Below are 20336 nucleotides of genomic sequence, written 5' to 3' on the forward strand. Positions count from 1 at the left end.
CCTATTCGGTAGCCGTGAAGAACGTCGACGATACGGGCCCATGGACACATAGCCGTAGGCGCCCCCGGCGAAGCCGGGGTTGACGGTGAGACAGAACCCGGTATGGCCCTCGATGCAGTTCTTGCAGAAGCCGCACGCCACGTTGAACGCCATGACGACGCGGTAGCCCTTGGACAGCGAGGTGACGCCGGAGCCGGTCTCCTCGATGATGCCCAGGTTCTCGTGCCCGAGACGATGCCCGGCTCGGCTGCCGTGCCCATCGCGCCCACGGCCACCTCGATCTGCACCTGGTCGGCCTGCCCGCCGGCGACAACCCGCTCGGCCTGGACGCCCCCACCGTCCTCGCCGTCAGCCCGCTGCTGCGCGAGCTGATCCTCGCCTACACCCGCGCCCCCGACGACACCGCTGCCGAACGCCGACGGCTGCTCGCCGTCCTGCGTGACCAGTCGCGCGCCTCGCCCCAGCAGCCCATCCAGCTGCCCACCCGCACCGACTCCCGGCTGGCGGCCGTTTGCGCCATCCTCCACGACAACCCGGCGGACCCCCCGCACCCTCGCCGCCCTCGGCGCCGCGACCGGAGCCGGCGAACGCACCCTCAGCCGCCTCTTCCGCTCCGAACTCGGCATGACCTTCCCCCAATGGCGCACCCAGTCGCGCCTCTACCGCGCCCTGCGCATGCCGGCCGACAACACCTCCGTCACCACTGTCGCCCACCGCTGCGGATGGTCCTCCACCAGCGCCTTCATCGACGTCATCCGCCGCTCCTTTCGGCTACACCCCCGGAACCCACAACCGCCGTCCCTGACTTACGTGAGACCATCCGACCGGCAAGCCCGGGAGCTGGAAGGATCGGCGAACTCCCGGTACACCAGGAGTTTTTGAAGCTCGCACGCGCGAATGGGCCCTCGGCCCTCACACAGGGCTCACCCTCGAACATCCTCCGTAGTCGAGTCGGCGTCCACCGCGCCGTAAAAGGTCACTGGATCGGGTGAAGTGCACCATAATTGGTGATATGCCCTGTACGGCTACCTCGCTTCGACGGCGGGAGGAGGAGCGATCATGAAGAACGGCCGGGTGGCGCTGGTCTTCACCAGCGGTTACCTCTTCGGGCGTGGCCACAAGAGGACGGCCCTCATGCTCGCCGGTCTGGCAGCGGGCAAGCAGCTCGGATCCTGCCGCGCCCCAGGGGGCGTGGGCCGGCTGAAGTCCTCCGAACTCGGCAAGCTGGGCAACAAGGTCGGACGTCAGCTGGTGTCCGCGGGACGGTCGGCGGCCATGTCGGCGGCCAGTCACCGCATCGACGCTCTCAGCGACCGGATGGAGCGCCGTGCCTCGATGCTGCGCTCCGGTTCGGAGGGGCGGGAGCGCGAGGAGCCGGCGGCAGAGGACGAAGAGCGCGAGGAGAGCGAAGAGGACGAAGAGCGCGAGGAGGAGGCCGCCTCGCGGCGGTCCGGCGGCGACGAGCGGCGCGGCGGCGAGCGGCGCGGCGGCGAACGCCGCGGTGGTGAACGGCGCGGCAGCAAGCCGCCGCAGAAGCCAGCCGACCGTCCGGCGAAGGGTCAGAAGAAGACCACCGCCGGTGGGTCCGAGCGACGAGCCAAGGGTGACGAGTGATGGCTGAGGAAACCGGCGACCGGCGTTCGGGCGGGCTTGGCGCTGTCGCCAAGCAGCTGCCGACCGGACGTCTGAAGAAGGAAGCACGAGGCCTGCTGACCGCCCTGGGCGAGAAGGCCCTGTCCTCGGTGACCAATCTGGGCAAGGGCGGGGACGGAGGCGGGCTCGACATACCGGCGAAGCCGATGGTGAAGGCCGGGTTGGAAGAGGTCAAGGAGAAGGCCGTCGACAAGGTCAAGGAGAAGGCCGTCGACAAGGTCAAGGAGAAGACCGTCGACAAGGCCAAGGAGCTCATCCCGGGCCTCGGCGGCGGCGACAAGGGCGGCAAGAGGCTCAAGGTCACCAACATCGTCGAACAGATCGATGTGGGTGCGCCCCTCTCCCTCACCTACAACCTCTGGACCGAGTGGGAGAACTTCCCCTCGTACATGAAGAAGGTCGAGGACGTCCGGAACGAGGAAGAGACGGAGTCGGAGTGGAAGGCCCAGATCTGGTGGTCGCACCGCAAGTGGCGGGCCGAGGTCATCGAGCAGGTGCCGGATAAGCGGATCATCTGGAAGTCACGGGCCGACAAAGGCCATGTGGACGGCACGGTCACCTTCCATGAGCTGGGTCCCGAGCTCACCAGGATCCTGTTCGTCCTGGAGTACTGGCCCCAAGGCTTCTTCGAGCAGACCGGCAACCTCTGGCGCGCCCAGGGCCGCCGGGTGCGGCTGGAGATCAAGCACTTCCGCCGTCACCTCATGCGCGAGGTGCTGCTGAACCCCGACGAGGTCATGGGCTGGCGCGGTGTGGTGCACGACGGCGAAGTCGTGGAGGAGGACGAGCGAGAGGGGGGTGAGCCCGAGGAGGGCGAGGAGGAAGAGCCCGAGGGTGAGGAAGAAGAGCCCGAGGAGCCCGAAGAGTACGAAGGGGACGAGGAGCCCGAGGACGAGTACGACGAGGAGGAGCCCGAGGAGCCCGAGGAGCCCGAGGAGCCCGAGGAATACGAGGAGGACGAGGAGCCGAGTCGGCGGCGCTCCCGCCGTTGAGAGACCGAACGGGAGCCTGCCGCGTAGGCTGCGTCCGTGGGGATCACGCTCGGTCTCCGGTGCGCACGGGCCGCCGACGTGCATGTCGGCCGCTCACCACTGGCTGAACTCATGTCGGTGCCGCACATCCTGGCCGAGCCGGACCACCACCCCGAGGCCCAGTGCTGGACGCGACAGCTCGGGGTCACCATCGCCCCCTCGCTCGCGGACGAGACATTGGTCATTGCGGCCCTCGTGCGGTCGTGGTCGCGGCAGGGAATGTCGCATCCTAAACATGGTGCGGATCGCGGACACCGTCGGCCGCCCGCGTGTGCCCGCGTACGTCACATCCCGCGCTCGGAGTCCTCGCCCAAGTGTGCGTAATCATCGCGGAGTTGGCGCTTGAGGATCTTGCCGCTGGGGTTCTTCGGCAGGGACTCGGCAAGCGCCACGTACTTGGGCACCTTGAACCCCGCCAGCCGCTCACGGCAGTGCGCGACGATGTCCTCGGCGCCCACCCGCCGCCCCGGCTCGACCACGACCACCGCCGTCACCGCCTCGATCCAGTACGGGTGCGGCACACCGAACACGGCCGCCTCTGTGACCGCCGGATGGGCGTGGATGACCTCCTCCACCTCGCGCCCCGACACGTTCTCCCCACCGCTGTTGACCATGTCCTTCTTGCGGTCGACGACCGTCAGATACCCCTCCTCGTCCATGACCCCCAGATCGCCGCTGTGGAACCAGCCGCCCCGGAACGCCTCCGCGGTGCGCTCGGGATCCCGCCAGTAGCCGAACAGGGTGTGCGGACCCCGGTGCGTGATCTCACCGACCGTGCCCGGCGGGACGGGGCGGTCGTCCTCGTCCACCACCCGGGTCTCCACATTGAGCGCCGCCCGCCCCGCCGACCCCGCCTTCCGCTCCTGATCGGCCGGGCCCAGCACCGTCGCGATCGGCGACATCTCGGTCTGCCCGTAGAAGTTGTACAACGCGAGCCCCTGCAGCCGCCGGCGCAACTCGGCCAGTACCGGGACCGGCATGGCGGCCGCCCCGTAATACCCCTTCCGCAGCGATGACAGATCCCGCTCGGTGAATTCCGGATGGTGGAGCAGCGAGATCCATACGGTCGGCGGCGCGAACAGCTTGGTCACCCGCTCCGCCTCGATCGTCGCCAGCAGCGCCGCCGGGTCCGGGGCCGGCAGAATGACGGAGGTCGCGCCCAGATAGATGTCCGGCGTGAGGAAGGCGTGCAACTGGGCGCAGTGGTACAGCGGCAGCGCGTGAATCTCGACGTCGTCCGCCGACATCCCGCCGTCCACGATCGCCGTCAGATACTGCGCGACGAGATTGCGGCTCGTCATGACGGCCCCCTTGGGCCGCGACTCGGTCCCCGACGTGTACAACAGCTGGACCGGGTCGTCGTCGTGGAGGGCGGGCTCGGGGACAGGGTGGCCGCGCTCCTCGCCCAGCGCGGCCAACTCCTCCCACCCTGTCTTCTGCGCGCCGCCGATCGCCGCGCGGAGCACAAGGCGCGGGGGTGCGGCCTGCGTCAGCGCGGCCTCGGTGGTGTCGAGGAGGTCGGCGCCCGCGATGACGCCGACGGCGCCCGAGTGGTCCAGGACGTAGGCCACTTCCGGTGGTGTCAGCATGAAGTTGACCGGCACCGATACCGCGCCCAGCCGGGCGAGGGCGAAGTACGCGACCACATAACCGTGCGAGTTGCGGGCGAACAGCACCACACGATCGCCCTTCGCGACACCTCGCGCCGCCAGCGCCCCCGCGGTACGGCTCACCACCGCGTCGAGCTCGGCGTACGTCTGGCGCAGACCGCCGTGGACGACCGCCGTCCTGTCGGGCAGCCGAGCCGCGGTGCGCGACAGCAGATCGGCGATGCCGTGGCGGCGGGCGCGCACGATGTCCACGGCGGGCAGGGAGGATGCGGTCACCGGAGGTCTCCCGAGGAGGCGGGGCGGGTGGGGCGGACCGCCACGCTGGCATGGCGGGCGCCGGCCTTCAAGACCGACGGCACGAGTGTGAGGTGGCACTGGGGTGCGGGTGCCGGTGGTGGGTGCCGGGCGCGGGGCCTCCGGGGGCGCCGAGTCGCGACTCCCCGCCGGTGGCCCGGTCCCCGCCCGGTCCGGGTTCGGCCCGTGGGTGATGGCGGGGGTGGGATCACCCCCGCCCCCTCCCGAGCGTCCCCAGGCGCCTGTTCGGCCGCGGGTTCGCCCGAAAAACCAGCCCGTCCGGCGCTTGAGGACACGCCCGAAGGGCGTTCCGGGGGCCGGGCCGAGCCCGGCACTCAGCCCCCTCCGGGCACCCGGCCCCTCCGGTGGGCCCCATACCCAGCCCCTCCGGCGTTTGAGGAGCGGGGTGCGGGGGCGCACCGAACGGGGTCCGGGGCGGAGCCCCGTGGTTTCGGGAAGGGGGGACATTCCCGCCGTAGCGCCCACGGCCCGCACCCGGCAGCCGGGCCCAGCCAGGACGGGAAGCCCCCCGCGGCAACACCTAGCCGGCACAGTCCAGCGTCGCCGGATCCTCCGCCGCCCGGATCAGCGACTGATGCGCCCGCCGCAGGCGGTCGACATCGGGTTTGGTCCCCTTACGGTCATACGTGAGGAGCCCGTTCAGCTCGCCCTCCACATCCGTGATCTGGGTGTAGACCGCCCCACTGCTGCCATGGCACGCGACCTGCTGCCGCACCTTGTCCAGCAGCTTCAGATACTCATCCGTGTAGTCCTTCTTGTCGACGCCGACATAGGTGTGCTGGACAGGCCACGCATGCCCCGGCATGGCAAGGCCAAGGCCGCCGTACTCGCCGGTGACACCGGCCCGGCCCGCGTCGGGGCGGGGGTCGCCCGGGCCCGGGTAGGCGTGGATGTCGGCGATGTCGCCGTTGCCGGTGTCGTTCCATCCGCTGGCGCCGTTGATGAGCCGGGTCGGGTCCCAGCCCTTGGCGAGGGCGGGGACCTTGGGGCCGCCGTACTGGCCCCAGCCCTCGTTGAAGGTGACCCACATGACGACCGACGGGCTGCTGACGTGCTGGTCGATCATGCGTTTCATCTCGTGCTCGTACTCCCGCCGCGCCTGCTCGGAGGGCGTGACGGTGTTCATGGCGGGCATGTCCTGCCACACCATCAGACCGAGCCGGTCGGCCCAGTAGTACCAGCGGTCGGGTTCGACCTTTATATGCTTGCGGACGGCGTTGAAACCCATCCGCTTGTGCATCTTCAGGTCGTACGCGAGCGCCTCGTCCGTCGGGGCGGTGTGCAGCCCGTCGGGCCAGAAGCCCTGGTCGAGGGTGGCCATGGAGAAGACGGGCTTGCCGTTGAGGACCGTGCGCCGCTTTCCGGCGACCTCCTTGACCGCGACGCTGCGCATCCCGAAGTAGCTCTCCACGCGGTCCCGCCCGACCGTGACCTTCAGCCGGTACAGATGGGGGTCGTCGGGGGACCACAGATGCGGGGAGGGCACGGGGACGGACAGCGGCGCGCCGGTGCGCCCGCTCGCCGTGCCGACCGCGCGCTTTCCGTCGTACGCGGTCGCCGTGACCGGTACGCCGTCCCGGACGCCGCGGACTTCGGCGGAGAGGGTCTGTCCGGGGACGTCGGGCGTCAGCTTGAGGGTGTCGACGTGGTCGGTGGCGACCGGCTCCATCCAGACGGTCTGCCAGATTCCGGAGGAGGCGGTATAGAAGATGCCGCTGGGGTCGAGGCGCTGCTTGCCCATGGGCGGGTTCTCACCGCTCGGGGCGTCGGTCGGGTCGTAGACGCCGACGATCAACTCCTGGGTGCGGCCGGGCCGCAGGGCGTCGGTGACATCCGCGCTGAACCGGTCGTAGCCGCCCCGGTGGTCGGCGACGCGCTTGCCGTTGACGTACACCTGGGCCTGCCAGTCCACGGCGTCGAAGTTCAGCCGCAACCGCTTTCCCTCGCCGACCTTCCAATCGGCGGGGACGGTGAAGGTCCGCCGGTACCACATGCGGTCCTCATGGCGCTCCAGCCCGGACAGCTTGGACTCCACCGGGTACGGCACCAGGATCCGTTCCGCCAGCCGCTGTCCGAACGGGGGCGACTGACCGTCCTCGGCGGCGGCGAACTGCCAGGTTCCGTTGAGGTTGCGCCACTGATCGCGGGTCAGCTGCGGGCGTGGATATTCGGGGTGGGCGTTGTCCGCGCTGACGTCATCGGCCCACGGGGTGGTCAGTTGGTAGGTCGAGTGGTTGGCGCCGATGGCCAGGTACGGGCTGATGGCGCCGTGGTCGTTCTCGAGTCCGCCCTTGCCGTCGTAGCGCACGACCGCCTCGCCGCCCCGGCCGACCACCGGCTCCTTGAGCGCGAGCAGCAGCCGGGACGGGTCGCCGGGGTCCAGCCGGGCGGGGCCCAGCGGCCAGGCGGCGCCACCGATGACGGCGGTGAGATGGGTGGGCAGATCGGCCGGGGGAGCGGTGAGGGGCCGGGCGAAGTCCATCAGGAGCGTACGTCCGTCGGGCTGGACGGCGCTGCTGAGGGGGCCGTCGTAGTCGAAGTCCGCGGGCAGCCGGAACGCCGAGGCGGGCACCGGCGCCTTCGCCGCGCCCGGCGGGGTCCAGGACAGATGGAGGTTGGAGCCGCCGTAGTGCTCGAAGTACTCGACCTTGATGTCGTAGGCGCGGCCCGCGGTGAGCTCGACCGGTGCGGAGGTCTGCTCCTTGTCCCAGTCGTCGACCCAGTGGTCGATGACGGGACGGCCGTCGATCCACAGCCGGAAGCCGTTGTCGCCGATGATCGAGAAGGTGTGCGCACCGGTGCGCTCGGGGGTGATCTGACCGGTCCACCGGACGCTGACGTCGTCGGACCGGCCGGTGGCGCTCTGCAGCCTCGGCTCAAGGTTGTCGATGTCGAGGGAGGTATCGAGGCTGGTCGCCGTGAGTTCGTGGAAGTCGAAGGCCCCCGGGGCGGATTGGAGGTAGTAGTCGCCACGGAGGCCGTGGATGACCGGATCGTCGGAGGGGGTGTCGGCCGCGGCGGGAAGTAACCCGAGGGCGCCGAGTGCCAGGGCCAGGGCTGCGATGACGGATCTGGTGAGAGCTGAACGGAATCGCACATGTCCTCCTTGCTGGAACAGCTGTTGGGACAAGTGGGGCGCCGCCATTGCGCCATCTCCAACAGAACCTGTCAATAGTGAACGCAAGGCAACAGTGCCCGTCGGGTGAATCCGGCCATTGACGCGAATGCGCTTTCTTCCTGGCGTCGGTTCATGAATGTGACTGCTTCGCGGCCAATGTGCTGACCGCCGTCCTCCTGACCGAGGCCCTGCTGCCGCGTCTGCACCGGCCCGGCGGTCGGATCGTGTTCGGCCGCTGATCGCGCCTCACTCCGCCGCACAAGGGCCGTACGGCCCTGGACCAAGGGCCGCGCAGCCCTGCCGCCACGGCGGAGTGTCGTCCACTCTGGTTCCCCACACAGGTGGGGGGGGAGAAGGACGGACGGCCGCACCGAAGGAGTCAGCTCGCTGACTCCCAACCATCTTCGTGCGCGGCCGCCCGTCCGTCTGTGTGTGCCATCGGCTCCCCACCGGTTCACGATGCAAGGGGAGACGTCATGTTCCGACCGACCGCACTGTCCGGCGTGGTCATCGCCGCGGGCTGTGCCGCCGCGCTGCTGTACCCTGCGGGGCCCGCCGGGGCCTCGGGCTCCGTCCATCTGTCGAAGATCTATTACGACTCTCCCGGCACGGACAACCGCAGCGACGCCAGCCTCAACGCCGAGTACGTACAGATCAAGAACTCCACCTCACGCGGGGTGAGCCTCAAGGGCTGGGTGCTCGTCGACGCCAGTCGCCACGCGTACACCTTTCCCGGCTACACCCTCGGCGCGGGCAAGACCGTGACCGTACGGACCGGGCCCGGCTCGGACACCTCCGCCACCAAGTACCAGGACCGCCGGGCGTACGTCTGGAACAACACCAGCGACAAGGCCACCCTGCGGAAGAGCAGTGGATCCACGGTCGACACCTGCTCGTACAACAGCAGCCGCGTCGACTACAAGATCTGCTGAGCGCACGCCGCGCGGAGGCGCGGCGCGCTGCGCGAGTCGCCGTGCGCCCTGGGCAACGGCTATGTCGCCCCCCGGGGCGCATCAGCGTGCCGGACTCGGAGTGTCGCCGATCGAGGTACGGCTCGCCGACCGCGCCCTGACCGTCGCCCCCGGCGAGTCCCTCTGGCTTCCGCTGCCGCCCGGCTGACGCGCCGACGCGCCGTGCGCCCCGGTCAGCCGAGACCGGGGACCGCCACCGTCAGCGGACGAGGGCGGGGACCGCGACCACCATGATGCCGCCGTAGACCATCAGCTGACGGAAGAACCGGTCCCGGTCGACGTCCGGCGCGGTGGCCGGCACGCGCCGCGGCCATGCGCCGCCATGTCCGTACCGTCGCCCAGGTCCGCCTGCTGAACTGGCGCCGCTGGTATGGACTTTTCCCCGTGGGTCGCTAGGCTCCTCCGCGATCAGAACCTGAGAGCGCTCTCAGACTGCGACCGAAGGGGAACTGCCATGAGACGTAAGCCCGTTGTCCGTGCCGGTCTGTCCGCACTTCTCGTTCTGGGCGCCCTGTCGGGCGCCGGCGGCGCGCTCTCGTCCGCCGCGGCGGCTCCCGGCTCCGCCGCGCCCGCATCGAAGGCCGCTGCCGAGCCCGCCTCCGCCTCCGCGTCCGCGCCGTCCGCGGGGCTCGTCCGCGCCCTTGGCGAGGAGCTCGGTCTCACCACGGACCAGACGCGGCAGCGGCTGAGCCAGGAGTCCGCGGCCATGAAGCTGGAGCCGAGGGCGACGCGCGCCGCGGGGACGTCCTTCGGCGGCTCCTGGTTCGACGCGGACAGCGGGCGGCTGGTCGTCGGGGTCACCAGCGCGAAGAAGGCCACGGCCGTACGGGCCGCCGGCGCCTCGACCCGCATGGTCGCCCACAGCGCCGCCGAGCTCGACGCGGCGAAGGCGCGCCTCGACAAGAAGGCCGCGAAGAAGGCGGCCCCGGCCGGGGTGAGCAGTTGGAGCGTCGATCCCAGAGCGGGCAGCGTCGTGATCCACGTCCGCCGGGGGACGGAACACGACGCTGCCGTACGTGCGTTCATCGACGACGTGAAGCGCTCGGGCCCGACCCCGGTCCCGGTCATCGTCGAGCAGGCCACCGCCCAGGTGCCGACCACCTTCGCGGCGGGCACGGTCGGCGGCGATCCGTACTACACCGGCAATGTCCGCTGTTCCATAGGCTTCTCGGTGCAGGGCGGCTTTGTCACCGCCGGGCACTGCGGTCAGGCCGGCGCCTCGGTCAGCGGCTGGGACGGTTCGTATATCGGCGCCTTCCAGGGCTCCTCCTTCCCCGGCAACGACTACGCGTACGTCAGCGTCGGCAGCGGCTGGTGGACCGTCCCGGTGGTACTCGGCTGGGGCACCGTCCCGGACGCGCTGGTCCGCGGCTCCGTCGAGGCGCCGATCGGCGCCTCGATCTGCCGCTCCGGCTCCACCTCGCACTGGCACTGCGGCACGGTCCTGGCCAAGAACGAGACGGTGAACTACAGCCAGGGCGCGGTGTACCAGATGACCAAGACCAATGTGTGCGCCGAGCCCGGGGACTCCGGCGGTTCGTTCATCAGCGGTGACCAGGCCCAGGGCGTGACCTCGGGCGGTTGGGGCAACTGCTCGAGCGGTGGCGAGACCTGGTACCAGCCGGTCAACGAGATTCTGTCCGTGTACGGCCTGCGGCTGCACACCGCGTAACACCGCGACACCCGCCTGGGGCAACGCCGGCGCGACAGAGGGGGCGGGGCCGATGTCCCGCCCCCTCAGCCGTGAGTTCGGCTCGCCTTCAGATGGTGCGGGTCGTAGCCCGGGATGGTGCCGTCTGCCTTGGCGACCAGGAAGAGTCCGGCCATGCCCATGTCGGAGTGGCTCTGGACATGGCAGTGGTACATCCAGGCGCCCGCGCCGACGTTCTCCCCGGCGATCACCTGGAAGCCGAAGGAGTCGGCCGGGCCGGTGATCTTGTTGTCGATGACCCGGCTCGGATCGTCCGGCCCTTCGAGGAGCCCCGTGCGGTTGTCCGCCCAGCGATGTCCGTGCATATGGAAGGTGTGGTAGTACTCACCGTGCGTGATCATGATGATCTCGACCCGGTCGCCCACCGTGGCCCGGAACTCGGGCGCCTCGTGCCCGGACGTGTTGTTGATCGTCATGTCGTTGAAGACGATGGTGAACTGCTTCTGCGGCAGGATGTCGCCCGCCCGTCGCACCACCACAGGACCGTACAGCCCCTTGCGGATGCCGCCGGTGCCGTGCGGCGTGCCGACCGCGTGGTCGTGGTAGTGCCAGTAGCCCGCGCTGCCGGGCCGCCAGGTGCCGTCCGCGCGTGTCCCCGGGGTGTGGGTGCGCCAGGTGTAGGTGCGGGTGCCGCCCGGCTCCACGGCGCTGTGGTTGAGCTGGGTGCCGTCGCTGGCGGTGTCGTAGTCGAGTCCGTGCACATGGAGGCCGGCCGTGACATCCATGGTGTTCTCGAACTCGATGTGGAGGGTGTCGCCCTCGGTCAGCTCGATCAGGGGGCCGGGGACGGACGCCTTGCCCTTCTCGAGGCCGTAGCCCATCTGGCCGTCCGGAAGCTTCTCGGCGTAGAGCTTCAGATGGCGGACCGCGCCGCCCGCCGCTGCCGTACGGACCTTGGCGGACGGCGCCTTCGCGGCGGCGGGGGAGGCGAGGGCCGAGGAGCCGATGGCCGCCGCCGCACCGCCGGCGAGCAGCCGTCGGCTGAATCCGCGTCTGGGCATGGTGCCGGGTGCGTCGCTCATTGATCTCCCAACTCGCTGTGGTTCCACTGTCATTGATGCTGCGTACATGCCCGGGGGGATGCGCCTTACGGTATCCGGAGGATCTTCGTTCATCCACACTCAGGACAAAGTTCGTTGAATCGCGGTCATAGCTATTGGCGGGTTGCGAAAAGGGGTCTAGCTTCCTTCAACGGTGTTTCCGGTACGTGAGAGGGATGGGTGACCAATGCGGGACATACCGTACCAAATGCCCTCGGAAAGGCGAGGGCTGACGGCGCGTCGGCTGCGCGGAAGACGCGCGGGGGTGGCGGCGCTGCTCTTCGGCGCCCTGACCGCGACCATGCTGGGCGGCACCCCGGCCGCCGCCCGGCCCGAGGATCGTGCGCCGCTCGCACTGCCGTCCCCGCCGGGCGGTGACAACGTACGGGTGCTGGTCTTCCACGCCTCGGCCGGGGACGAGCCGCCGACCGTGGACGCGGGCATCGAGGCCATCGAGAAGATCGGCGGTCAGGGCCCGGCGGCCGAGCGGTTCACGGTCGACGCCACCGCCGACGCCTCCGTCTTCACCGCGCCGAAGCTCGGCACCTACAACGCGGTCGTCTTTCTGACGGGCGCCGGCGATGTGCTCGACCCGGAGCAGGAAGCGGGTCTCGAAACGTACATGGAGGCGGGCGGCGGCTTCCTCGGCATCCATGACGCGGCCCGCAACGAGCCGTACTCGGACTGGTACACCGGGCTCGTCGGCGCCCGCCCCGCCGCCACCAGCCCCGCCACCGCCCAGCGGGCCGTGGTGGAGGTGGGCGACCGCGTCCACCCGGCCACCAAGGACCTGCCGCTGGAGTGGAAGCGCCCGGACAAGTGGCTCAACTGGTCGGCCAACCCGTCCGGCCAGGTCCACACCGTCGCACGGGTCCGGGAGAGGAGCTATCAGCCGGGCGCGGGCGCGAACGGCTGGGACCACCCCATCTCCTGGTGCCGTGACTACGACGGCGGCCGGTCCTTCTACACCGGCATGGGCGGGACCGCGGCAAGCTTCCAGGAGGCCGACTTCCGCGCCCATCTGCGCGGCGCGCTGCTGTGGACCACCCGGCTCGCCCCCGCCGACTGCCAGGCCACCATCACCGCCAACTACAAGGCCGAGCGCGTTACCAAGCCCAACCAGCCCGGCCAGTCCGACCAGATCGGCGAGCCGCACGGCCTGGTCACCGCCAAGGACGGCCGGGTGCTGTACATCGGGCGCGGCGGCGGCGACAACAGCGCGCCCGTGGTCACCGACTGGAACGACCCCGACATCGGCAAGGGCCAGGGCCAGATCCACGTCTACGACCCCGCCACCGGCAAGGTGACCCTCGCGGGCGCCCTCACCGTCTTCGGCAACAAGGGCGGTGGCGACGAGCTCATCAAGAACGAGGAGGGACTGCTCGGCATCGAGCTCGATCCGAACTTCCTCAGCAACGGCTGGGTCTATCTCCACTACACCCCGCACTCCCGGATCAACCGGGACACCCAGATGGCCGAGCGCCGCGTCTCCCGCTTCACCCTGAACCTGAGGACCAACAAGCTCGACCTCTCCTCGGAGAAGGTCCTGCTCTCCTGGCCGGTGCAGATCCACAGCTGCTGCCACGCGGGCGGGGGGATGGCCTGGGACTCCAAGGGCAATCTCTACATCGCCACCGGCGACAACAACTCCTCGCAGTTCAGCGGCGGTTACTCCGGCAACAACCCGCAGCCGAACCACAAGGGCGTGTCCTTCGCCGACGCCCGCCGCACCGCCGGAAACACCCACAACCTCAACGGCAAGATCCTGCGCATCCACCCCGAGGACGACGGCACCTACACCCTCCCCGAGGGCAATCTCTTCACCGGCAAGGAGCCCGACGAGGGCGGTGGCAAGACCCGTGGCGAGATCTATGTGATGGGTGTGCGCAACCCGGCCCGGATCTTCGTCGACCAGAAGACCGACATCCTCTACGCCGGCTGGGTCGGCCCCGACGCGAGCGACCCCAGCACCACCTGGGGCCCGGCCAAGTACGACACGTTCGCCGCCATCACCAAGGCGGGCAACCACGGCTGGCCGTACTGCATGGGCAACAAGCAGCCCTACCGGGACCGCAATCTGCCCGACCCCAGCAAGCCGCTGGGCTGGTACGACTGCGACCACCCCAAGAACGAGTCGCCCAACAACGACGGACTGGTGAACCTGCCGCCGATCACCGCGAACACCATCTGGTACTCGCCCCAGGGCGGCGGACCCGACTATCCGCGCGACGCCAATGGCATCCCCAGCTACAAGGTGACCGAGCAGAAGTTCCTGCTGCCGTGGCTCAAGGGCGGCGGCCAGGCCACCATGAACGGCCCGGTCTACCGGTACGACGCCACGAGCGACAGCACCACCAAATGGCCCGCGTACTGGGACGGCAAGTGGTTCGTCGGCGACTTCTACGACGGCGACCAGCCGCGCCACGCGGTGCTGACCGACCCCAGGACCGTCGGCAAGGGCGGGCTGCCAGTGCACGCCGAATCCCTCAAGAAGATCATCCCCGTGGGCGCCGACGGCATCCGCAACCTCATGGACTGGAAGTTCGCCCCGGACGGCTCCCTCTATGTCCTCGACTACGGGCGTGGCTTCTTCACCTCCGACGCCAAGTCGGCGCTGTGGCACATCACCTACCAGGGCGGCGAGCCCACTCCGCTCGCCAAGGACCTGGCCAGGAAGGCGGAGTAATGGTGAAACGAAGGCGCCAGAAACCGTACAGACCATGGACGGCACTGCTCGCCGCGCTGCTCATGATCCTCGGACTGAGCTCGGCGACGGCGACCGCGGCCTATGGACAGAACGACACCCGGCAGGCCGCACAGCAGACCCTCACCTGGACCGCCGGCGACGACATCACCACATACGCCTCGGCGCCCACCACCGCGGTCGCCGGGAAGACCACCATTGTCTTCGAGAACAGCGCCGCCACCGGTAACACCATGGGGATGCCGCACACCCTGACCTTCGACGTCTCCGACCCCGAGTACAACAACGACGTCCCGCTGAACATCCTCGCCAACCCCTCGGACGACAGCGGCGGCAAGCACACCGCCGAGGTCACCCTCACCCCGGGCCGCTACCGCTACCACTGCTCCATCCCGGGCCACGGCCAGATGCAGGGCATTCTCGTCGTCACCGACGGCGGCGGGGGCGAGGACACCACGGCGCCCGAGACCTCCGCGAAGGTCGAGGGCGAGAAGAACGCGGACGGCGCGTACATCGGCATGGCCACGGTCACGGTGTCCGCCACCGACGCGGGCTCGGGCGTGGGCACCGTCGAGTACGCGCTGGGGGACGGGGCTTTCCAGCCGTACACCGCGCCGGTGATGGTGCACGAGGTCGGCGCGCATACGGTCCGCTACCGGGCCACCGACAAGGCCGGGAACGCGTCGGAGGTGAAGTCGGTCGACTTCACGGTGGTGGCGCCGCCCACGGACGACACGACTCCGCCCGACACGTCGGCGACCGTGTCCGGAGAGAAGGACCCGTCCGGTGCGTACCTCGGCATGGCCACCGTCACCGTCACCGCCTCCGACACCGGATCCGGTGTCAACCGGATCGAATACGCCCTCGGCCAGGGGGAGTTCCAGCCGTACACCGCCCCGGTGATGGTCCATGACACGGGGGCGCACACGGTGCGGTACCGGGCATCGGACAAGGCGGGCAATGTGTCGGCGGTGGAGTCGGTGGACTTCACGGTGGTCGCCCCGCCCACCCAGGACAAGACGCCCCCGGTGACGTCGGCCAAGGTGGACGGGACGAAGAACTCCGACGGCAACTACATCGGCACCGCCAAGGTGACCGTCACCGCCACCGACGCCGAATCCGGTGTGGAGAAGACCGAGTACTCCCTCGATGGCGGCCCCTATCTCGCCTACACCACCCCCGTCGTGGTCGACCGCGTGGGCCGGCACACCCTCGCCCACCGCGCCACCGACAAGGCGGGCAACACCTCACAGGCGGGGCAGGTCTCGTTCACCGTGGCCGAGGGCGGCGGCGTGCCCGCGCCCGCGTGCCCGGAGTGGGACGAGCGGCTCACCGTGATCGTCGGTACGGTCGACACCGGCGTTCCCAACCGCATCACCCGCAGCCGCTGCACCATCAATGAGCTGATCGAGGACGAGAAGGACTGGTCCTCCCACGCCCTCTTCCTCAAGCATGTCACCGCGGTCACGGACAAGCTGCTCGCCGACGGCGTCATCGACCAGCGTGAATACGGCCTGATCAATGAGGCGGCCGAGCAGTCCGGGATCGGCAGACCCGGGCAGAGCGAGGGCTACCGCCCCCTCTTCGACGGGACGAAGAAGTCCTTCGACACGTGGCAGCATGTGGGCGGCGGGGCCTTCGGTCTCAACGACGACGGGACCATCACCAGCAGCTCCACGGTCGACGGCATGGGCATGCTGTGGTTCCCGCAGCGGACGTACGACGACTTCTCCCTGAAGTTGCAGTTCCGCGATGACGCACCGGGGACCGGCAACGCCAACAGTGGTGTCTTCGTCCGCTTCCCGAATGTGCACGACCACTCCGAGGAGTCCCGCCCCGAATGGGTCGCGATCAAGTACGGACACGAGGTGCAGATTCTCGACCGTCCCGACGGCGATATGTACAAGACGGGGTCGATCTACGGCTTCGACCGCGTCGGGCTCGGCGGTGCGGGGGTCACCCCCAAGGGGAGCTGGAACGACTACGAGATCCGGGTGGTCGGCCAGCACTACTCGGTCTACCGCAACGGTGTGCTGATCAATGAGTTCGAGAACACCGGCGGTCAGGAGTTCACCCCGCCGCGCGCCGACGACCCGGGCACGGACGGCCGCCGCTACGCCTCCGGATACATCGGCCTGCAGAACCACAGCACCAGCGATGTGATCTCGTTCCGCGATATCCGCGTCAAGGAGCTGTGAGGCGGTGCCGGACGGACCGGGTCTCCCGGCCCGTCCGGCGCACCCCTCGCGCTACTCCGCCGCCAGCGTGTCCAGGATCTGCTGCCCGTACTTCGCGAGCTTGTTCTCGCCGACACCGCTCACCGTGCCGAGCTCGTCGAGCGTGGCGGGGGCCAGGATGGCGATCTCGCGCAGTGTGGCGTCGTGGAAGATCACATACGCGGGGACCCCCTGCTCCTTCGCGGTGGCGCCACGCCAGGTCCGCAGCGCCTCGAAGACCGGTACGGCCTCCTCCGGCAGATCCACCGGGGCCTTCTTGGACTTCCCGGCCGATCCCGGCGCCCCGGACTTCCCCTTTCCGGCGCGCGCCGCCTGCTCCGGCTCGCGCCGCAGCCTGACCTCGCGCTGCCGGTTCAACACCTCGGCGCTCCCGTCGGTGAGCACCAGCGTGCCGTAGTCGCCCTCGACGCCGATCAGCCCCTGGGCCAGCAACTGCCGTACCACACCACGCCATTCGGCCTCGCGCAGCTCCGTGCCGATGCCGAAGACCGACAGCGTGTCATGGTCGAACTGGATGACCTTGGCGGTCTTCTTGCCGAGCAGGATGTCGATGATCTGCCCCGCACCGAACTTCTGGTTCCGCTCCCGCTTCAGCCGGACGATCGTCGACAGCAGCTTCTGCGCGACGATCGTGCCGTCCCAGGACTCCGGGGGCGTGAGGCACGTATCGCAGTTGCCGCACGCGGTGCTCTGCTGGTCGAAGTAGGCGAGCAGCTGGACCCGGCGGCATTCGACGGTCTCGCACAGCGACAGCATCGCGTCGAGATGGGCCCCGAGGCGGCGCCGGTGGGCGTCGTCGCCCTCGGAGGTGTCGATCATCTTCCGCTGCTGGACGACGTCCTGGAGCCCGTACGCCAGCCATGCGGTGGAGGGCAGACCGTCGCGCCCGGCGCGCCCCGTCTCCTGGTAGTAGCCCTCGACGGACTTGGGCAGATCCAGATGGGCCACAAACCGCACATCGGGCTTGTCGATGCCCATGCCGAACGCGATCGTCGCCACCACGACCAGACCGTCCTCCCGCAGGAAGCGCGCCTGGTGCTCGGCGCGGGTCCGGGCGTCGAGACCCGCGTGGTAGGGCACCGCCTCGATCCCGTTGCTCACCAGGAACTGGGCGGTCTTCTCCACCGAGGAGCGGGACAGGCAGTAGACGATGCCCGCGTCGCCCGCGTGCTCGGTGCGCAGCAGCTCCAGCAGCTGCCGCTTGGGTTCGTTCTTCGGGGCGATCCGGTACTGGATGTTCGGGCGGTCGAAGCTCGCCACGAAGTGGTGGGCGTCCTGCAGCTTCAGCCGGGACGCGATCTCCGCGTGGGTGGCCTCGGTCGCGGTCGCGGTCAGCGCGATCCGAGGCACCGTGGGCCAGCGCTCATGCAGCTCGGACAGGGCCAGATAGTCGGGCCGGAAGTCGTGCCCCCACTGCGCCACACAGTGCGCCTCGTCGATGGCGAACAGCGAGACCGTGCCCCGCTCCAGCAGCCGCAGCGTCGACTCGACCCGCAGCCGCTCGGGAGCGAGATAGAGCAGGTCCAGCTCGCCCGCGAGAAACTCGGCCTCGACCAGCCTCCGCTCGTCCAGATCCTGGGTGGAGTTGAGGAACCCGGCCCGCACCCCGAGGTTCCGCAGCGCGTCGACCTGGTCCTGCATGAGCGCGATCAGCGGCGAGACGACGACGCCGACGCCCTTCCGTACGAGCGCGGGGATCTGGTAGCACAGCGACTTGCCGCCGCCGGTCGGCATGAGGACCAGCGCGTCACCACCGGCTATGACATGCTCGATGATCTCCTGCTGGCCTCCCCTGAACGCGTCGTAGCCGAAGACGCGGTGCAGAACACGCAGGGCCTCACTGACATCGGGACCGTTTTCGGGGAAAGCCATCCGGCGATTCTAGAGGCCCGCGCGGGCCGGCGTGGGCCGGCACCGCCCCGGTCGCCCCTTACCGCCGCCGGGCTAACGGCGGGTGGAACGGGCGGTGACGCTCACCTTGGTCAGGCCGCCCATCAGGTTGGCCTTGTTCAACGACATACCGAAGTCATCACGGTCGATCTCGAGGTCGGCGGCCAGGGTGGGCCGCACCGGCGGTGGCCTCGGTGAGCCGCGCGGTGAAGGCCACCGGCCGGCTCCGGACGAGGACGGTGAGCTCGCCGCCGACCTCGACCGGCGCGCCGTCGGGGACCGCGCCGCCCACGGTGAACAATGCCTTCACCCGTTCGATGGCGAGCTGCTCGACGACATCGACGTGCTCACAACCGCCGTGGTAGCGACGCCCCGGGTAGCCCTCGGCGTACTTGTTCGTCAAGACGGAGCCCTGCGCCTCCATCACCGAGACCGGTGCGAAGTTCTCGCTCGCGATCATCTCCAGCGTGCGCTGCTGACGCTCCGACTCGGCACGTACATTGGCGTGCACCTCTGGGTCGAAGTCGGCGAGCCGACGGTCCAGCACAGACATCTCAGGCTCCTTCTGTGAGAGCCGCGTAGGCGGTGGCGTCCAGCAGATCCGGCGTACCGGTGATCCGCATCCGGAACAGCCAGCCCGCTCCGAACGGGTCGGTGTTGACCAGGCTGGGGTCGGCCACTGCGGCTTCGTTGACATCGACGACCTCGCCGTCCGCAGGAGCGAACAGGTCGCTCACGGACTTGGTCGACTCGATCTCTCCGCACGCGTCGCCGGCCTTGATCGTCGCGCCAACGGCAGGCAGGTCGAGGTAGACGACGTCGCCGAGCGCGTCTGCTGCGTGGGCGGTGACACCGACGGTCGACAGGTCCCCCTCACTGGCGATCCACTCGTGGTCGTCGGTGTACTTCAGGCCGGTGGGCAGGCTCATGATCTGTTCTCCTCGGGAAGTGGTCAGGCTGGGCGGCGGTAGAAGGGCAGCGGGACGACCTCGGCGTACTCCCGACTGTTCCGGATGTCGACGAGCACCTTCGTGCCGGGTTCGCTCCAGTCGGTCGGCAGGTAGGCCATTGCCACGGGGTGGCCGAGGGTGGGCGACAAGGCGCCCGAGGTGACCTCGCCGATGCGCTGGCCGGTATCCGGGTCGAGTACGGCGTAGCCGGTGCGCGGAGCTCGTCGACAGGTCGAGGCCAGCCCGACCAGCACGCGGGTCGGCCCCTCGTCACGGCGGGCGGCCAGGGCCGCCTCGCCGACGAACCCGCCGGGCTTCCCGAACGCCACGACTCGGCCCAGTCCCGCGTCGAACGGCGTGGTGCGGACGGTGAGCTCCTGGCCGTACAAGGGCATGCCGGCCTCGAGGCGCAGCGTGTCACGACAGGCCAGGCCGCACGGGACCAGGCCGTGCTCCGCGCCCGCTGCGCTGACGGACCGCCAGAGGGCCACCGCGTCCTCGGGGCGGCAGTAGATCTCGAACCCGTCCTCGCCGGTGTAGCCGGTGCGCGCGAGCAGCACCTCGCGGTCCGCCAGCCGCGCCCGGTCGATCGCGTAGTACTTCAGCGACGGCACGTCGACGTCGGCCAGTTGGCCGACGATCGACGGCGACTTCGGGCCCTGGACCGCGACCAGCGCCCACTCGCTGGACGCGTCCCGGATCGTGGCGACGTAGCCGTCGATCCGGTCACGCAGGCAGGAGAGCACGACCAGCGCGTTGCCGGCGTTGGCCACGACGAGGTACCTCTCCTCGGCCAGGCGGTAGACGACGAGGTCGTCGAGCACTCCGCCGGTCTCGTGGACCAGCATGGAATAGCGCGCGCGGCCGACGGCGATCTTCGACGGCTCCCCGACCAGGGCGTGGTCGAGGGCCCGGCCCACCTCGGGACCGGACAGTTCGATCTCACCCATGTGGGTGAGGTCGAAGACTCCGGCGGCGGTCCGTACGGCGTGATGCTCGGCCAGCTCGGAGGTGTAGCGCAGTGGCATGGCCCAGCCGGCGAAGTCGGTGAACGACGCACCGAGTTCCACGTGGATGTCGTGCAGGGGTGTCTTCCTCGACATGGT

General features: G+C 69.6%; 14 protein-coding genes and 3 pseudogenes. 9 read left to right on the top strand and 8 right to left on the bottom strand.

Annotated elements, in window-relative coordinates:
- Positions 1 to 27: 27 nt before the first annotated feature.
- A pseudogene (locus ABZS71_RS04755) lies at positions 28 to 254 on the bottom strand (alcohol dehydrogenase catalytic domain-containing protein); the annotation flags it as partial.
- On the opposite strand from ABZS71_RS04755, the pseudogene ABZS71_RS04760 reads away from it, so the two are divergent.
- The 4 genes and pseudogenes from ABZS71_RS04760 to ABZS71_RS04775 form a co-directional block, all read left to right on the top strand.
- Positions 255 to 805, top strand: a pseudogene (locus tag ABZS71_RS04760) (helix-turn-helix transcriptional regulator); the annotation flags it as partial. It lies immediately after the preceding pseudogene.
- 254 nt (positions 806 to 1059) lie between these two features.
- Positions 1060 to 1614 (top strand): hypothetical protein, encoded by a 555-nt coding sequence (locus tag ABZS71_RS04765; protein ID WP_356207606.1) that lies wholly within the window; start codon positions 1060 to 1062, stop codon positions 1612 to 1614.
- Positions 1614 to 2645 carry an SRPBCC family protein gene (locus ABZS71_RS04770; protein WP_356207608.1) on the top strand — a complete coding sequence of 344 codons (1032 nt, stop codon included), beginning with the start codon at positions 1614 to 1616 and terminating at the stop codon, positions 2643 to 2645. The genes ABZS71_RS04765 and ABZS71_RS04770 overlap by 1 nt, the downstream gene beginning before the upstream one ends.
- A gap of 36 nt (positions 2646 to 2681) precedes the next feature.
- Positions 2682 to 3008, top strand: coding sequence for a DUF5937 family protein (locus tag ABZS71_RS04775; RefSeq protein WP_356207610.1), 327 nt, complete (start codon positions 2682 to 2684; stop codon positions 3006 to 3008).
- Here ABZS71_RS04775 and ABZS71_RS04780 read toward each other — a convergent pair.
- Positions 2969 to 4570 (bottom strand): fatty acyl-CoA synthetase, encoded by a 1602-nt coding sequence (locus tag ABZS71_RS04780; protein ID WP_356207612.1) that lies wholly within the window; start codon positions 4568 to 4570, stop codon positions 2969 to 2971. The two genes, ABZS71_RS04775 and ABZS71_RS04780, sit on opposite strands and share 40 nt — an antisense overlap.
- A 559-nt stretch (positions 4571 to 5129) precedes the next feature.
- Entirely contained in the window at positions 5130 to 7706 is a 2577-nt protein-coding gene (locus ABZS71_RS04785; protein ID WP_356207613.1) for a PA14 domain-containing protein, read from the bottom strand.
- A gap of 497 nt (positions 7707 to 8203) precedes the next feature.
- Between ABZS71_RS04785 and ABZS71_RS04790 the strand changes: the two genes are divergently transcribed.
- The 3 genes from ABZS71_RS04790 to ABZS71_RS04800 all read left to right on the top strand — a co-directional run bounded on the left by ABZS71_RS04790 (position 8204) and on the right by ABZS71_RS04800 (position 10370).
- The gene (locus tag ABZS71_RS04790; protein ID WP_356207615.1) at positions 8204 to 8659 is read left to right on the top strand and encodes a lamin tail domain-containing protein; all 456 of its coding nucleotides are present in this window, start codon (positions 8204 to 8206) and stop codon (positions 8657 to 8659) included.
- 61 nt (positions 8660 to 8720) lie between these two features.
- Positions 8721 to 8846 carry a hypothetical protein gene (locus ABZS71_RS04795; protein WP_356207617.1) on the top strand — a complete coding sequence of 42 codons (126 nt, stop codon included), beginning with the start codon at positions 8721 to 8723 and terminating at the stop codon, positions 8844 to 8846.
- A 306-nt stretch (positions 8847 to 9152) separates the two neighbouring features.
- On the top strand, positions 9153 to 10370 hold the full coding sequence (locus tag ABZS71_RS04800; RefSeq protein ID WP_356207619.1) for a S1 family peptidase: 1218 nt from the start codon (positions 9153 to 9155) through the stop codon (positions 10368 to 10370).
- Between the two features lie 65 nt (positions 10371 to 10435).
- Here the strand turns inward: ABZS71_RS04800 and ABZS71_RS04805 are convergent, their stop codons facing one another.
- Positions 10436 to 11410, bottom strand: a complete 975-nt coding sequence (locus ABZS71_RS04805) for a multicopper oxidase domain-containing protein (RefSeq protein WP_356207866.1) — start codon at positions 11408 to 11410, stop codon at positions 10436 to 10438.
- 340 nt (positions 11411 to 11750) lie between these two features.
- Here ABZS71_RS04805 and ABZS71_RS04810 point away from each other — a divergent pair, with 340 nt between their 5' ends.
- Together ABZS71_RS04810 and ABZS71_RS04815 are read left to right on the top strand one after the other, a co-directional pair.
- Entirely contained in the window at positions 11751 to 14135 is a 2385-nt protein-coding gene (locus ABZS71_RS04810) for a ThuA domain-containing protein (RefSeq protein WP_356207867.1), read from the top strand.
- On the top strand, positions 14135 to 16351 hold the full coding sequence (locus tag ABZS71_RS04815; protein ID WP_356207620.1) for a family 16 glycoside hydrolase: 2217 nt from the start codon (positions 14135 to 14137) through the stop codon (positions 16349 to 16351). The genes ABZS71_RS04810 and ABZS71_RS04815 overlap by 1 nt, the downstream gene beginning before the upstream one ends.
- A gap of 51 nt (positions 16352 to 16402) precedes the next feature.
- On the opposite strand, the gene recQ is transcribed toward ABZS71_RS04815, so the two are convergent.
- The 4 genes and pseudogenes from recQ to gcvT all read right to left on the bottom strand — a co-directional run bounded on the left by recQ (position 16403) and on the right by gcvT (position 20333).
- The gene (gene recQ / locus ABZS71_RS04820) at positions 16403 to 18262 is read right to left on the bottom strand and encodes a DNA helicase RecQ (protein ID WP_356207621.1); all 1860 of its coding nucleotides are present in this window, start codon (positions 18260 to 18262) and stop codon (positions 16403 to 16405) included.
- A 313-nt stretch (positions 18263 to 18575) separates the two neighbouring features.
- Positions 18576 to 18833, bottom strand: a pseudogene (locus ABZS71_RS04825) (serine hydroxymethyltransferase); the annotation flags it as partial.
- Between the two features lies 1 nt (position 18834).
- Positions 18835 to 19209, bottom strand: coding sequence for a glycine cleavage system protein GcvH (gene gcvH / locus ABZS71_RS04830; RefSeq protein WP_355842620.1), 375 nt, complete (start codon positions 19207 to 19209; stop codon positions 18835 to 18837).
- A 23-nt stretch (positions 19210 to 19232) separates the two neighbouring features.
- Positions 19233 to 20333 (bottom strand): glycine cleavage system aminomethyltransferase GcvT, encoded by a 1101-nt coding sequence (gcvT, locus tag ABZS71_RS04835; RefSeq protein WP_356207622.1) that lies wholly within the window; start codon positions 20331 to 20333, stop codon positions 19233 to 19235.
- Positions 20334 to 20336: the final 3 nt, after the last annotated feature.

This window comes from Streptomyces sp. NPDC005393 (genome assembly GCF_040606675.1).
Taxonomy (GTDB): Bacteria; Actinomycetota; Actinomycetes; order Streptomycetales; family Streptomycetaceae; genus Streptomyces.

What these genes read in the sequence shown, in the direction of transcription:
- ABZS71_RS04795 (WP_356207617.1), top strand. Translation starts at nt 8,721, where the DNA reads ATGTCGCCCCCCGGGGCGCATCAGCGTGCCGGACTCGGAGTGTCGCCG.
- ABZS71_RS04770 (WP_356207608.1), top strand. Translation starts at nt 1,614, where the DNA reads ATGGCTGAGGAAACCGGCGACCGGCGTTCGGGCGGGCTTGGCGCTGTC.
- recQ (WP_356207621.1), bottom strand. Translation starts at nt 18,262, where the DNA reads ATGGCTTTCCCCGAAAACGGTCCCGATGTCAGTGAGGCCCTGCGTGTT.
- gcvH (WP_355842620.1), bottom strand. Translation starts at nt 19,209, where the DNA reads ATGAGCCTGCCCACCGGCCTGAAGTACACCGACGACCACGAGTGGATC.
- ABZS71_RS04790 (WP_356207615.1), top strand. Translation starts at nt 8,204, where the DNA reads ATGTTCCGACCGACCGCACTGTCCGGCGTGGTCATCGCCGCGGGCTGT.
- ABZS71_RS04810 (WP_356207867.1), top strand. Translation starts at nt 11,751, where the DNA reads ATGCTGGGCGGCACCCCGGCCGCCGCCCGGCCCGAGGATCGTGCGCCG.
- ABZS71_RS04765 (WP_356207606.1), top strand. Translation starts at nt 1,060, where the DNA reads ATGAAGAACGGCCGGGTGGCGCTGGTCTTCACCAGCGGTTACCTCTTC.
- ABZS71_RS04800 (WP_356207619.1), top strand. Translation starts at nt 9,153, where the DNA reads ATGAGACGTAAGCCCGTTGTCCGTGCCGGTCTGTCCGCACTTCTCGTT.
- ABZS71_RS04805 (WP_356207866.1), bottom strand. Translation starts at nt 11,410, where the DNA reads ATGCCCAGACGCGGATTCAGCCGACGGCTGCTCGCCGGCGGTGCGGCG.
- ABZS71_RS04815 (WP_356207620.1), top strand. Translation starts at nt 14,135, where the DNA reads ATGGTGAAACGAAGGCGCCAGAAACCGTACAGACCATGGACGGCACTG.
- gcvT (WP_356207622.1), bottom strand. Translation starts at nt 20,333, where the DNA reads ATGTCGAGGAAGACACCCCTGCACGACATCCACGTGGAACTCGGTGCG.